A 14,748-nucleotide genomic window follows, 5' to 3' on the forward strand; every position below is an offset into this window, starting at 1 on the left:
GAAGCACACGAATTTAATAGGTTAGAATCCAGTCGAACTGTTTATTAATAAAAAATAATATCAAGGAGAACGAATGAAAAGTCTTTTCACAATAGTGTTAGTCGCGTTATTAACCACCAGCTTAACGGCTTGTCAGATGAGTAAACAAAATGTGGGTGCTGGCCTTGGCGGTGTGGCAGGTGGTGTATTGGGTTCGAATGTTGGCGGCGGTAAAGGCCGTACAGCAGCCATTATCGGCGGTACCATCTTAGGTGCGATGGTGGGCGGGCATATCGGTAGTGAAATGGACGAGTTGGATCGTCGTCGTACCTATGAAACACTTGAGAATACTCCCACTGGTCGTTCTAACTCTTGGAATAATCCTGATACCGGTGCTCAATATAGTGTGACTCCAACCCGTACCTATGAGACGAATAATCAGCCATGTCGTGAATATGAAATGGATGCCTATATTGATGGGCAACGTGAAGTGGTTAAAGGCACAGCCTGTCGCAATGCCAATGGAGAATGGGTTAATCAGTAAAAACAACTCAGTATGAGTTTGTATAAAAAAACCGACGCTATGTCGGTTTTTTTATAGCAATGATTCTGCAGCCAAGTAAAAATTATTTCCGACAGAAAGGCCCAATCTGATAAAAGCCATCACAAACAAACTCATACTCACATTGTGCGAGTTGGTGGGCAAATAATCTGGCCTGGGTCCCAACTTGTCGCGCAGTATGTAAAACATGGGGTTTGTTTTGATAACGTCCTCGCTCATAACCTGTCAGGCCTTCATGATAGGCCAGATAAAGATGAGTTGGATTATCCAGAGCAATATTTACTCTATGATGGCTACGTTGGTTATACCAACCAATAAAATCGGTTGCGTATCGCATATGTGTCCGTCTGGCCAGCGGGCTGGCACCGTCATTTAAGTAGTCACGCCAGGCAGGGTTTTGCGCCTGGGCATATCCATATGCTGATGATGGCCGATCCCATGTGAAGAGACCAAATAAAGTTTGTCCTGGTGGGCGGATATGGCTATAGAAGCTTGACTCGAACTGAATAAAGGCCATTTGTGTGGCAATGGATGTTCCCCATTTTACTTCTGCAGCTTTGGCATAGTCATACCAACGCGGTTGTTGCCGAAAAATCTGACAAATGTCCTGCTGATTGTCTGGTGAGGAGGGTGAACAACCTGCCGCCAGCCATACCAATATGAGCATGCCCAGCCATCGCCAGAGTGCGCCAGCATAGTATTGTAATGCTCTGACAGTTGTTTCAATTCGACTATTCATGACCTTATCGGTGAAATTGCCTGCCTGTAGGTAGCAAAATAATTATTCAGATTAACAGAGTCCTCACCTAGTGAAGTGGACTGAATTTTAGAATAGTGGAATTATTTACCGAAAATAGATGATTCAAAGTCAATATAAATGGAATTTACTTTAAGTTTATCAGTCATCGCGGGCTTATTTATCAGTTTGGCGATACTGGCTGCCATGCCCAGTTTAAGTGTGCTGATCGTTTCTACCAGAGCGGCTTTATATGGTCTCAGGCATGGCATCGCGGTTGCTCTGGGAATTGTATTAGCCGATATTGTATTTATCTGTATCGCTTTATATGGCTTGAGAAGGATCTTGCAGTGGGCAGGGGAGTGGCAATGGCTGATACAAGTGATTGCTGCAGGCTATTTGTTCTGGTTGGCGGTTGTTTTATGGCGATCTTCAGAGCTGAAAAATGATGAAGGTTTTACCAGGCAGCCCTCGTCAATACGGAGCAGCTTTTTGATCGGATTTTTTGCGACCATTGTCGATCACAAGGCTATTCTGTTTTATATGGCTTTTTTTCCGGTATGGATGGATTTAACGCTGTTAACAACTGCTGATACAGTGCTAATCATTCTGTTGACGGTATTTTCTATCGTAGGGGTTAAAAGTATTTATGCGGTTATTGCCGCTAAAGCCGGACAAATGAATCTTCATAGTGAAAAACAGCTAATCCTGAACAAACTGGCAGCAATTTTATTATGCATTGTGTCTGCTATTATCCTGTTGTCCTTGTTGACAAAGTGAGGTAAAACGCAACCCCTTAGTAAATCATTCGGTGAAAAGCGCACATGAAGGTGGGATTATTTCCTGTCATTTGTTATAAACAAGTGTAGCGTGTAATAAAACCGATTTGATGATGCGTAAAAAAAGCAGGATGCCGATGCCTGTGGAGGGGGGGGAATGCAAGTTGTAGCACCAGTTATTTATAATCTTTCATATCTAATTATCATAAAGTCCTGCTATACATGTTGATTGGTTCCAAACCAAGTTTGCCACAGAGCCGACATGTGGACTATCAAATAATCAAGGCAATGTTTTTGGTTGGTATTGCCTACTACGTTGCTGCCTTACTCGCCATTCATCAGACAATAACTCCAGAGGGAATTGCGATTTTATGGCCTCCTAATGCTATTTTGCTGGCCGCGTTTTTGATTTATCCATATCGTTACCTGCCTTATATTGCAATGGCTGGCGTTATTGCTGAATTAATTGCTTCAATTTCTTCATTTCCAATCTGGGCTGCAGTTAGCTTTGCACTGATAAATATTCTTTCGGTATCAATTGGCGCAGCTCTTATTCGACAAAAAAGTGGTCAGAATTTTAATTTTAATCAACTTAAAAATGGCGCTTATTTTTTATTATTTGGTCCCTTTATTGCCGCATGTATCGCAGGAATGCTCGGTGGGTCGGTCTATATTCTTTTAGGCCGTTCTGACACCAGTTATGTAAACCTATGGCAAATTTGGTGGTTTGGTGATGCACTTGCCATGTTGATATTAACGCCTTTAATTGTAGTGCTATGGCGCTGGATTGAAGCGGGTATGCCGAATTTTAAATGGTCTGCACTATTTGAGATGACTTTGATTTGGTTGGGTGTCATTAGCATTGGTTATCAGAGCTTTGAAGTTGGCTCTTATGAACAAACTTTTTTATTTTTTACTCCTATTTGGCTAGTGCTGTTAGGAATATTTGCAGCAATTAGGCTTGGCGTTATCGGTGCAAGCTCGACAGTTGCCTTGATCGCTATCTTTGCTGTAGAGCACTTGATGCGGGGCACACATCCTATCATTCTGAGTCTGCCACAAAGTGCTGTCTTGTTAACACAGGAATACCTGGCAATTATTGCTATTGTTTCAATTGGTTTGGCATTATTAATCAAAGAGATAGCAGATCAACGTGATATTCTGAAACAACAGGAAAAAGCCTTGAAATCGCAAAATCAATTTCTTGAAGACAGAGTGAATGAACGTACGATAGCGTTAAAAGAGGTCAATCAGGCCTTACAAAAAGCAAATGATCGCCTGGCGAAAAGTGCCGCCACGGATGAATTAACAGGTATCTCCAATCGCCGCCACTTTCTCAGTGAAGTTCAACGCGAATTACAACGGTTGCGACTGGATAATCAAACTGCCAGTGCGATAATGATCGATCTGGATCATTTTAAGTTGGTCAATGATAACCTGGGACATGAGGCGGGGGATGTGGTGTTGCGTGAAATAGTCACGCCTATCAGTCAAGCAATTAGACCCCGGGATCTGTTTGGGCGAATGGGCGGAGAGGAATTTCTGGTTTTTCTTTCAGGAGCGGATGACCGAATGGCCAATACGGTGGCCGAGCGTATACGTAACGAAATTGAGAAGTTACCCATTACCTATCGAGGGCAGCAAATTCAGGTAACAGCAAGTTTTGGGGTGGCCCAGTGGGATGGTCATGCAGAACTGGATGAGTTATTTCATCAGGCCGATAAGGCGCTATATCAGGCCAAAAATCTGGGGCGTAATCAGGTTTTCAGTTTGACCATGTCCGACAAGGCGGCTGTAACAAAATCTTCGCAGGAAAATCATTTTGAGCTTCCCTAGACTGATGGATTCAATTCAGGCAGTCGTGTAGCTCCCCAACTGCGGTGGATTCGGTCTATTACACGTTGTAACTCTTCTGAGCTGACTAATGCAAACTGACCGGGTTCCAGGGGATCGTAATGAAAAATGTAGAGCCGTGAGGCGAATTCTTCGAATGGCAATGATGCCTCACCAAAACGTTCAGAATGTCCGGATGTGCTGACCTGAATATCATCTCCCCAGTTCTGACCACTATCATTATTGGGATTATAAAAATAAACCCGCATCACATTATCAGGATCCAAATTGACTCTTAAGATAGTAATGGCATGCCAACCCACAAATCGCATCGCACTATCTGTGACCGCTATACCAGCAGGCTGGGGGTGGATCATCGGTTGATTATCATTGTAATAAGGATGATAACTGGCATAAAAATGTCGCAGGAAGATTTCCAGCTGCATCAATTTCCCGGAAGCAACATCCACGTTAATACTGAATCCTCGACCACACCACCAACCATGAAATTCCGGATTGACCCAACGATGTGGGTCGCCTTCACGATCAATACAGCAACGGCCCATTTCAGCATAAATGCGATCCAGATGCGGCACTAAAACTAACGAAACGGGATCCAAATCCATCGGCAAATGGCTGGCAACACCTGACAAACTGTCTTGTGACGAAATGGCCTTGCCTTCGAAATGCATGATGATTTCATCATCTCGAGCAGCCCATACCACCATTTGCAAAAGATAATCCGGATCGTTATAGGCCCACATCGACATCGCTCTGGCCGATTGGCAGGTAGGATTATTCCCCTGGCCTATACCTAAAGGTTGACCAAGCACACATAAAACCCCTTCCAATAAGCGGCTGCTTGCACTTGGATTATCGCCAAACAATGATTGCAGACGTTCTTCTGCCGCAGGGGATAGCGGTAATGATAACTGCCGCCAGAGTGAGGGAGCCATGGCCGGTTGATAAAGAATGCCGCGCTCAAGCATTAAAGCCAGACCATAGATGCCCTGAGCCGTTTCAGGATGAATAGCGTTGGCAATTAAAGCCCGGACCAGCTCGCTATAGCTCAGTAAACAATCACGGCCAGTAGTGGAGAGGCCCAGGGCTTCACTTAACAGGTAATCGGTTTCTTCAGACAAATGGCGAAGTAAAACGGCGTGATAGGGTGAGACAAGGCCTGTATCATGCATCGCGCGGGCAAATCCACTGGCTTCATATTGCAAAGCTGCGTTGTCCATACTCTGCAGCCGCTGCTGATAAATTTTCACTCCGGGATCTTCTCTGCATGCCTGGGTCGGGCCAAACAAGCTACTGATTAATCGATCGGCGCCCTGACCACTATTTCCCATGTCGATCTCAGGGTTCTGCCGACAGATGGCGATTTGAGTCACCATTTGTTTGACATTGTCGACCTGAATGGGACGTTGTTGCAGAATCCGCCATATTTCATCAATTAATTGATCAATGACATGTTCATAGCCGATGCTTTCTGCCAAGTGATGTAACAAGCCTCGACTGATATCAGCTAATCGACCTTGTAACTCACGTTCAGCCTCATCTGCAGGTGAAAATAGGCGTTTGAGGTTAACCGCGAGCACCTGCGTCAGAAAGTGATGCGCTTGCTCTGATGACACATGCGGATGGTCATAGTCTTGTTTTGCGATGGCTAAAAAACGTAATTCGCTTAAGGTTTCAATGATGACACTATAAACATCGCTACTTAACAGGGCATGCGCACTGAGCGCCGGTATCAGGATCTGCGGTTTGGCATAATCCGAATTATCAAAGGCTCCAGCCTGCTCGATACGCTGTATATATTGCGTAATAAGTTTAAACCCACCCTCGCTGTGTAAGACGCGTTTGACGGTATCAAACAGCCGTCCAGCTTTGGTGGGCCTGCTGAAGCTTGGGGCGTGTTCCAGTTGCTTAATGGCTTCGTCCAATCGTTCAATCAGCGCAGACTGATGGGGATCGGATGACTCATTGACAGGGGATTCAATCAAACTTTTTTCCTAATTTACTACTTGGGCGTTCGCGTTTATTGCCAGGGCGTGGAATACACTTGTATCACGAACAGCCGAGGTGACGATAAGCGCTAAACAGACCTTAGGGTAATCGACTAAATATAGAAATCCAATGATTCCTGTTGTTTTAGCAAATCCCGCATAATGACCGGATCTTGACCAAAAAAGTATAACAAACCCCAATGCGTCCCGAAGGCCGTGCGCTTGGTGACTGTTTCCTCAAGTGGTGCAGTGAGTTCATGAAAATCGAAATAAGCATGTTCTTCGGTTTCCTGTGGAATTTCCAAACGGCTTACCACCCGACGACGCGGATAAACACCAAAGCATCCAGCCACACCCTTGGCATCCACTACCTCTTTGGGAAAGAAGTTGGCAATTTCCTCTTCAGTAGTTTTAGGATCAAAAGATAAAATCAATGCATGGTAGGCGTTAAACCCATAAGCGCGCTGTAATAATTCAAATACTTTAAAACCAGGTGGACGATAAGCAACTTCGCCGAAGTACATTTCGCCATCACTGGTGACAAAATATTCCGGATGAACAAAGCCAAACTCGATATCAAAGGTTTTAATCAGCTTTTCAATTTGAGCTGTAATTTGTGGCCGATATTGCTCAAGTTTTGGCGTGGCAGGCACAAAGACCGAATAGCCTAAGGTGACATATTCGGAAATATTCAGGAATCGAATTTTACCGTTATGGATCCAGGCTTCTACAGCGAACTCCCACCCATCAAGATGTGATTCCATCAAGACCGGGAACTCTTCATCCGGAATCATATCCACTTCATCAGGGGTGCGAATTACTCTGTGGCCCAGACAGCCTGCTTTATCAAACGCTTTAAGATGAATAGGGTCGTTGGGATCACCGTCAAGTTTAAGCAAGGTCTGATTGACGCGTTTCAGAAAACGTACCACATCATCTTTATCATGCGCTTCCTCAAAAATACCGACCCGAATGCCGCCAAGCTGGGCACGACGTTTCATTAAGGCCTTATCTCTTAATAAAAGTGACTGTCCAAACAAGCGGGGATTATTCATCAGCACGGAATTAATAGCACCAGCCCATTCCACCGTTTCTTCAAATAATGGAATGGCTACATCAACACCCGCTTCCTGCAGGGTTTGTGCAATTTCAAGTGAACGGTCATTGAGTCGTTCAAAATTCCATTTGATATAGGGAATGTTGTGTTCCGTGCAATATTCTTCTGCCCAATCAGGCGCGACAACCACGTATTGTCGGTCGAATGATTCAGCAGCCTCAACAGCGTTCAGACTCCACCCTAATAATGCGATATATCCTTTATCGGGATTGAAGCTGCGTTTTGTTGATTCTGCCATAGAATTATCACCTTTAAAATTTAATAAACAAAACAATACCTTACAGAGTTTTTGACGAGATTGATAATTAGCATAGGCATTTTTATGAGTATTCAAAGTCCTCATCGTCATGCTGAGTGCCATTGTCCATGCAAGAAAAAAATGACAGAAAAGAGGGTTGTTTAATAGATATTGGCTTTTATTTGCGCGGATAAATCTGGGCACCTGACAATCAGGTGCCCCTCTTTATTAAGCTGTTTCAGAAATGGGAGTCTTATTCATTTCATAGAGACCGATAAAGTCCTGCATACCCAGTGCTGCTATGGTGTCTCCATTATCATCAAGAATTTCATACATCAGGCCATCCGTTCCCCGAATACTAAATAAAACGATTGTTCCCTCATCACCCCCACATTCCCGATGCGGGGTGATGTCAGCCGGACTAGCTGTATAACTACCGACAGGTCGCATCTCTTTTAATTCACCGTTGGCATGGTATAAATGATGCTCGCCATGAATAACAAAGGTATGATTCAGAGCACAATGTCGATGAAGAAATATGGGGTCATTGGCGGCAAATTTAAAAATGACATCGATTACTTTGTTCACGTGGTCAATGTTAAGAATGCAATAGCGAAAATTTTCAAACTCGCCAAACTTTTGCCACTTGATATGCGAATCATCAAAAATATATTTACTCATCCTTGCTTCCTCATTGTTTGTTGTAAGGGGTAAAAAAATCCGGCTTGGTAAAGCTCGCCTTTATATTACGTAATCCCAAGCTAGCTCCTATACAGATATAAGCCTGCTAAAAGCGGGCGTTTTGCCCGATTTTTTTAATTACATTCTCATGGCCAGATAAGTTGTTTAAAGTACAAATGAAAGAAATTCAGAGCTGTTTTTTCCATGCGTACATTTAGCTTGAAAAGTTATCTGCTGTTATTAATTATTACGGTTGCAACCTTATGCCTCATGTTCACCTCTTTGTGGGTGCTATATCAAACAGATAAACAAACTCAACAGCAGACTCAGCAAGCTTTAAACTCTGCTGCCAAGCAATTGCACGTACAACGCATTCGTGTACAGACCAACTTTGATAGAGCTGAAAACTTTCCCAATTTGGCGTTATGGCAAGAGGCAGAAAATTACTCGGGTTTATGTTTACGCTTTATCGGGGTGGAGGCTACAGTGGAGCAAAGCGTTTGTCGTGGAGGAGGGATGACTGAATCATGGCCTGCTTGGTTTGAACTGTTATATCGAAAGCTGTTTCATCCTGATAAAGCCCTGGAGCAACCAATATCTCATGCGGGTCAGTACTACGGCACGTTGATGGCGTTGCCGAGTGACGATGTGGCACTTAATAATGCTTGGCAGGATATTCGCAAATTAATGGGCCTGGCTGTACTAACCACCATCTCACTGAGCGTTATGCTCTATTTCGCTATAGGTTATTTATTAGCGCCAAGTCGTGTGATTATTCACGATCTGCAAAAGATGAAAACCAATGAATTTTCTTCCCGGATGCCCGATTTTTTTATAACGGAGTGGCAATATATGGGACAGGAGATAAATCAACTTGCAGCGGACTTACAGACTAATTTAGCAGAAAGAAAGGCTCTGGCATTAAAATTGGTGGGCATCCAGGAACAGGAAAGAAAGTTTCTCGCCAGGGAGTTGCATGATGAGTTTGGTCAGTCGTTGGCTGGATTATCTGCCGTCGCATCATTGATCACTCAACTCGCGGAAAAAGATTATCCCTTATTGGCCAGCCAAGGCGAAAAGATCACGGAGATTACAACTCATATGATGGATTTATTACGCGGTATGTTGATTCGCCTTCGGCCTTCAGATTTTGATGAACTAGGCTTAGTGGATAGTTTAAAAGTCTTGATTACGGGGTGGAATACTCAAAACAGTGGTAAAACCCACTATCAACTAGAGGTAATAGGCGACTTTTCAGACTTAAACGATACATTGCCAGTCAATTTATTTCGGATGGTACAGGAATGTTTGACGAATATTGCCAAACATTCCAGGGCATCAAAGGCGCTAGTGATGTTACAACGTATTAATGTCCCAGCAGTTGGTAAGTGGCGAGAACATATTGTTTTGAACATCGAAGATGATGGCATTGCAAGTGATCTGACATTTATCAAAAGACCGGGCATAGGCTTACTGGGCTTGCAGGAGAGGGTGGAAGCTCTCGGAGGAATGCTTCAATTCAATGCACTATCACCAAGTGGACTGGCTATACATATTGATATTCCACTACAAAATACTAGAGAAGAATCCAGTGAATAATATGCCTATTCATATTTTGATGGTGGATGATCACGCTATCGTTAGAGAGGGATATCGGGCATTACTGGAAAAACAACGCAATATGAGAATTGTTGCTGAGGCCGGTAGTGGCGAAGAAGCGTATATCTTGTATAAGCAGCATCGGCCAAACCTGCTCATTATGGATTTGTCATTGCCGGATCAAAGTGGGATTGAAACGATTTCACGTATCAAAAAATATGACCCAGCTGCGAGCATTCTGGTATTTACAATGCATCAAAATCCATTAATTGCATCCAAAGCCATTCAGGCTGGTGCAAGAGGCTATATAACCAAAAATAATTTACCTGCTGTATTGATAAAGGCGATTTACGACGTTCATTGTGGTGTTATGGCTTTGAGTCAGGATATAGAAAAGGCAATTGCAATCGACAGGGTGGCTGGGCCAGCGTTGGCAATAAAACAATTAACAGTCCGAGAGTTTGAAATTTTAAGGTTAGTGGTAACAGGCAAATCAGCAACAGAAATTGCCGAGATATTGAATATTAGTCCCAAAACAGTGGCAAACTGTCATTACTTGATTAAACGCAAGTTGAGGGTATCAAATGACATCGAACTCACCCATCTGGCCATTAAAATGCATGTGATAAATCCCGTTGAAGAATTCTAAAGATATCTCTTGTTTAGCCAGAATGAGACGCATAATGTTTTTGATAGTGTAGAGGATTAAACGCGCAGGCCATAAATAAGCCCAAAATGCCTAATCCAGCCAGCATTATCCAAGCCACGCTGAAGCTTTGCAAAGCATCACGGATCCATCCCGCAACCCAGGGACTAATAGCAGCAATCATCGCTCCCACACCTTGTACAAAACCGGCGAGTTTACCGGCAATGATGGAGTCTGGATGATGATCCATGGTCACGATCAGCGCCATGGGGTAGATGCCGCCAATGCCTAACCCAACAATGGCTGACCAGAGCCACAGACTGATATCCGGTCTCAACGCCATGCCCCCAAAACCGATGATTTGCAAACTGCATAAAATAAACAAAATGCGCCGACGGTCGATATTTTTAGCGGACAGGGCAGGGAACAGCAAACCAGCGACGACTTCCATGGCGGTTAATAAGCCCAGCATCAGTCCAGCCTGCTTGGCGGTGTATCCTTGTTCAATTGCATAGGGGGATAACCAGGCCAGAACGCAGACGTACCCACTGGAGCCTAATGAAAAAAACAAAGCCAGATACCAGCTTCGTCTGTTTCGCCACAATCCAGGTGTGGCAATAGTTTCGGAGGTTTCAGATTGAAAACGTCTGGTATCAGGTTTGTATAACAGCCAAGCAATTAAAGCGAGCACTGCAAGCAAACTCCAACTACCCAATCCCATTTTCCAGCCATATGAAGCTTCAATAAATGGTGATATCGAAGCGGATACCGCCGCCCCTGCCATAATACCGGTGATATACAGTCCCATTATTTTGGGATGCTGTGCACCATAAATACTTTTGATCACCATCGGCATGAGTGCCTGAATTAAGGCAATGCCCAAACCGGCGACCAGGGCAGTGATAATTAGACCGCTGGCGTTAAATGCCCATAATCTCAAACCGGCAGCAATGACCAATAACACAATTGAAAAAACAATAATTTGATTGACGCCAAACCGGTGAGCCAATTTGTAACCGGCAAGACAAAACAGCCCCATTGCAAAAACCGGTAATGTAGTCAGTAATGACGCCAGCTTAAAGCTCAGCGTGATGTCCTGTTGTATGGCAGGAAGTAACGGGCCGACAGAGGCCAGAATAGGGCGAAGATTTAATGCCACCAATACGATGACCGCCGTCAGGATGATTTTTTGCAGTGCTGAATACGAGTCAGTATTGTTGGACATACAGCCTCTTTGCTTTATGCTCGGGTGGGAGAAAGGTATTTATCTTGATGTAAAGATACTTGCAGGTTAAAGCCAAATTAGTATGATGTAAAGAATCTTTATATTGAGATAGTTTCATGGCAAAGCAAATCGAAGATGTTCAGTTGGATAGTATTGATCGACTTATCACGCAATGGCGAAACGAAAACATCGAGTCCGACTTATTGCCCATGGCAATTCTTGGGCGGCTGGCCAAGCTGGGAAAATATATCGATAACGATATTTTACATTGTCATCAGCAACATGATTTGCGACAGGGCGAGTTTGATGTGCTGGCTACCTTAAGACGCTCCGGTAAACCCTATAGCCTGACGCCGTCAGAGTTATATCAGAGCATGTTATTGACATCCGGAGCCATGACCAGTCGGCTGGATCGGCTGGAAACAAAAGGTCTGATACGACGTGAACACAGTCAAGCTGACAGACGTTCCATACAGGTCACGCTGACGACCCGGGGCAAAAAGACCATTGATTCGGTATTACCAGCGCATATTGCTGCGCAACATCGTTTATTGGATGGGGTGAGCCAGCGTGACCGTCAAGTGTTAGCACAACTTCTCAAACGCTGGTTAACCCAACTGGAATCAGTCAATTAAATCTATCTAAAAACAATCATTTTATGAAAGCAATTTTTCACGCCTGGGATCATAAAACGGCAGTTTAACAATTTCACCCGCAAGCCGTTTCTGCTGCCCATCCAGTTTTCCAACGTCAAGTCGCGTACCAATATGCGCAAAATCCGGTGCCAAGCGCACCAAGGCGATCTGTTTACCCATCAATGGTGAATAGGTTGCACTCGTTACTATGCCAACCGGGAAACGACCGTTATAGACATAATCTCCATGTGCTGCCGGATCGCCACCTTCGAGTACCATACCCATCAATTTATGACGACTTTCCGCTAGTTGCCGGGCCAGTGCCTCGCGACCAATAAAGTCTGCTTTTTTGTTATGCAGCGGCACACTGAAACCGGTGCCTGCTTCAAACGGCGTAATCTCATGGGTAAACTCATGCTCAGCCATGCTTAAACCGGCTTCGATCCGTAATATATCCAGAGCAGCAAAGCCCATTGGAGCAATGTCATAAGCTTGTCCGGCTTGCCATACCGCATCCCATACAGCGGTTGAATCATCCGGATGACACCAGACTTCATAGCCCAACTCACCGGTATAGCCGGTTCGTGAAATCATGATGGGTATACCGGAAGGTCCATTAAGCCGGCCGATAGTGAAGTGAAACCATTTAAGTTTATCAACGCTTGGTTGACTGTCCGAAGTCCAGACAATCTCACTCAGCAACACGCGGCTTTTAGGCCCCTGTACGGCGAGATTATCCAGTTGCTCAGTTGCATTTCGAATGCTGACTTTAAAGCCATTTTGCTGCGCTTTTTCCCGCATCCAGATCCCGGTATATTCTGCACCACAAATCCAGCGATAAGCTTGTTCACCCATGCGGAATATCGTGCCATCATCAATCATGCCGCCGGTTTCCAAACAGATTGCAGAGTGGGCGATTTCGCCAATCGCCATCCGGCTGACATTTTGTGTTAACACATACTGTAAAAAAGCCACTGCATCCGGGCCGACCACTTCAAATTTGCGTAATGCCGATAAATCCAGCACGGCCACGCGTTCCCGACAGGCCAGATATTCGGCATTAGCACCCCACCCGGCATAATCTGTAGCCACCCAGTATCCAGCATAGTCGATAAATTTTTTGCTGAGTTCAGAGGTTCGATTATGAAAACCGGAAGCTTTGGTCATGCGAGGTAACTCCTCAAAAGTAGTTCGGTGAGCAATGGCTCGAGGAAACTGCTGATCAGCAGCATAAATGCGTACATGAATATCGGTAGGCTGCCAGCCATTGGCGGGATCAATGTCATCCGGGCAAGCCGATGAGGCACAGATAAGATCCCGATCAGCCCTGAATAACACATAATCTCCGGCGCGCGACCAGGGTTCATCCATAAATACGCCACCAGAGGCATCAATAGCGGTGTTAAAAAATAAGTTGATGGCTGGCCAACCGGCACGTGGCTTGATGCCAAATGGAGCGAGCACGCGATTAAAGTTTTCAGTGCAGCTGATATGGCCGAAATAGCCACTGTCATCATAATATTTCGGGGTGCAGGCCAGTAGAAAACTGTCATGTCGTCCGACCGTATCCTGCACTACTTCCAGCATGGATTGCAGATCTGATCCTAGGAAGCGTGAGTGCAGACCGGGTACCGGATTACTGAGTCCCATCACCGTTCGAGTGGCCGTAGCATCCAGCCCAAGCTCAATACCCTCATCCAGCGCTTGTTTATCAAAGGCGACAAAGTCCGAACATTGCTTGCCGGAAACATCAATAATCTGGATCCATTCACCTTTTTTAACGGTATAGGTCCTTGCCGAGGCAAGTGGAATACGTAACTCTGACTTTATCGGTCCCAGTGGTGGCGGAAGAGGCGTTTCAAGCTGACTTGCATAACTAACCTTCAGTTCAACCTCCGTGACCGGACTTTGTTCATCCACCGCCATTTTGGCTCCCGCAGCCACAATGACTACGCTTAAATCTTCAATAGCCTCTAAACGTGCGACTTCAGATCCCGCTACCACTAAAACCTGTTCAAGGTGAGTTTCATCTAACTGCCAGTCAGCCAGGTGGTTACGCAATGTCTCCGCAGCCGAACCTGACTGTCCAAGCTGTTGCTTGATAGCTTCTGCAGAGACAGGTTTGCGGGTGTCGAGTAATTCAGGTGCCGATGTACCATTTGAGTTTAATACAATCAGTTCACTGGATTGCAGCTTGTCCTGACTGGAAATTTCCAGCACATCGCCTTTATTCAATGAGAGGTTTATCGCTTGATGTCCAGCCAGACGATATTGGCGAGTAGGCTTTTCTGAAGGTTGATTAAAAAAATAATCATCCCCCCATTGTTGATTTTGCAGTTCTAACATCGGTTAATCCTGGTGGCAGAAAAATCTGCAGTAAAGTCGAACTTATCTGGTGCATTAAGTCGGTATACGCGTCATTTAAGTGCAGATTTATCTCTATTGCACTCCTGTAAAATGACTATCTGCTGCCTGTACACTATTTATCTTCATCCAAATTGCATCAATTCTCCTGATGGCATACCTCATTGGTATTACTCCGGCCCGAAATCCCATCAGCTGGCATAAAAGCTGCTGTTTTTATACGACAACAACAATCCTCGCGATGACGTTTTAAACTGGTTAATGGCATTTAACGGCTACTTCACTTTCAGCACCGAGTCACCGCAGACAACTATCGGTGTATGCATTCAGGTGCTAATGAAAGGG

Annotated in this window: 12 protein-coding genes; 6 read left to right on the forward strand and 6 right to left on the reverse strand. The window is 44.7% G+C overall.

Going from position 1 to position 14,748, the window contains the following annotated elements; genetic code table 11:
* Positions 1 to 73 precede the first annotated feature (73 nt).
* Positions 74 to 523: an RT0821/Lpp0805 family surface protein gene (locus LGT40_RS13480; protein WP_226070738.1), complete on the forward strand. Its 450-nt coding sequence runs from the start codon at positions 74 to 76 to the stop codon at positions 521 to 523.
* Between the two features lie 82 nt (positions 524 to 605).
* Here the strand turns inward: LGT40_RS13480 and LGT40_RS13485 are convergent, their stop codons facing one another.
* Positions 606 to 1,280: a transglycosylase SLT domain-containing protein gene (locus tag LGT40_RS13485; RefSeq protein WP_226070740.1), complete on the reverse strand. Its 675-nt coding sequence runs from the start codon at positions 1,278 to 1,280 to the stop codon at positions 606 to 608.
* Positions 1,281 to 1,418: 138 nt separating this feature from the next.
* On the opposite strand from LGT40_RS13485, the gene LGT40_RS13490 reads away from it, so the two are divergent.
* Together LGT40_RS13490 and LGT40_RS13495 are read left to right on the forward strand one after the other, a co-directional pair.
* A complete protein-coding gene (locus tag LGT40_RS13490) occupies positions 1,419 to 2,057 on the forward strand; it encodes a LysE family translocator (protein WP_226070742.1) in 639 nt (212 codons plus the stop codon).
* Between the two features lie 263 nt (positions 2,058 to 2,320).
* Positions 2,321 to 3,892 (forward strand): GGDEF domain-containing protein, encoded by a 1,572-nt coding sequence (locus tag LGT40_RS13495; protein WP_226070744.1) that lies wholly within the window; start codon positions 2,321 to 2,323, stop codon positions 3,890 to 3,892.
* Here the strand turns inward: LGT40_RS13495 and LGT40_RS13500 are convergent.
* The 3 genes from LGT40_RS13500 to LGT40_RS13510 form a co-directional block, all read right to left on the reverse strand.
* Complete coding sequence (locus LGT40_RS13500; RefSeq protein ID WP_226070746.1) at positions 3,889 to 5,895, reverse strand: hypothetical protein; 2,007 nt, start codon at positions 5,893 to 5,895, stop codon at positions 3,889 to 3,891. The genes LGT40_RS13495 and LGT40_RS13500 overlap by 4 nt on opposite strands.
* 116 nt (positions 5,896 to 6,011) lie before the next feature.
* Positions 6,012 to 7,253 carry an ATP-grasp domain-containing protein gene (locus LGT40_RS13505; RefSeq protein ID WP_226070748.1) on the reverse strand — a complete coding sequence of 414 codons (1,242 nt, stop codon included), beginning with the start codon at positions 7,251 to 7,253 and terminating at the stop codon, positions 6,012 to 6,014.
* A gap of 228 nt (positions 7,254 to 7,481) precedes the next feature.
* Positions 7,482 to 7,934: a cupin domain-containing protein gene (locus LGT40_RS13510; protein ID WP_226070750.1), complete on the reverse strand. Its 453-nt coding sequence runs from the start codon at positions 7,932 to 7,934 to the stop codon at positions 7,482 to 7,484.
* A 204-nt stretch (positions 7,935 to 8,138) separates the two neighbouring features.
* On the opposite strand from LGT40_RS13510, the gene LGT40_RS13515 reads away from it, so the two are divergent.
* The gene (locus LGT40_RS13515; RefSeq protein WP_226070752.1) at positions 8,139 to 9,533 is read left to right on the forward strand and encodes a sensor histidine kinase; all 1,395 of its coding nucleotides are present in this window, start codon (positions 8,139 to 8,141) and stop codon (positions 9,531 to 9,533) included.
* Position 9,534: 1 nt separating this feature from the next.
* The gene (locus LGT40_RS13520; protein ID WP_226070753.1) at positions 9,535 to 10,182 is read left to right on the forward strand and encodes a response regulator; all 648 of its coding nucleotides are present in this window, start codon (positions 9,535 to 9,537) and stop codon (positions 10,180 to 10,182) included.
* A gap of 13 nt (positions 10,183 to 10,195) precedes the next feature.
* Here LGT40_RS13520 and LGT40_RS13525 read toward each other — a convergent pair whose 3' ends face one another.
* Complete coding sequence (locus LGT40_RS13525) at positions 10,196 to 11,404, reverse strand: cyanate transporter (protein WP_226070754.1); 1,209 nt, start codon at positions 11,402 to 11,404, stop codon at positions 10,196 to 10,198.
* Positions 11,405 to 11,520: 116 nt separating this feature from the next.
* On the opposite strand from LGT40_RS13525, the gene LGT40_RS13530 reads away from it, so the two are divergent.
* Complete coding sequence (locus tag LGT40_RS13530) at positions 11,521 to 12,039, forward strand: MarR family winged helix-turn-helix transcriptional regulator (protein WP_226070755.1); 519 nt, start codon at positions 11,521 to 11,523, stop codon at positions 12,037 to 12,039.
* A gap of 21 nt (positions 12,040 to 12,060) precedes the next feature.
* Here the strand turns inward: LGT40_RS13530 and LGT40_RS13535 are convergent, their stop codons facing one another.
* A complete protein-coding gene (locus tag LGT40_RS13535; RefSeq protein ID WP_226070756.1) occupies positions 12,061 to 14,385 on the reverse strand; it encodes a DUF1989 domain-containing protein in 2,325 nt (774 codons plus the stop codon).
* Positions 14,386 to 14,748: the final 363 nt, after the last annotated feature.

Origin of the sequence: Methylophaga pinxianii (assembly GCF_020447225.1) — a bacterium.
GTDB lineage: Bacteria > Pseudomonadota > Gammaproteobacteria > Nitrosococcales > Methylophagaceae > Methylophaga > Methylophaga pinxianii.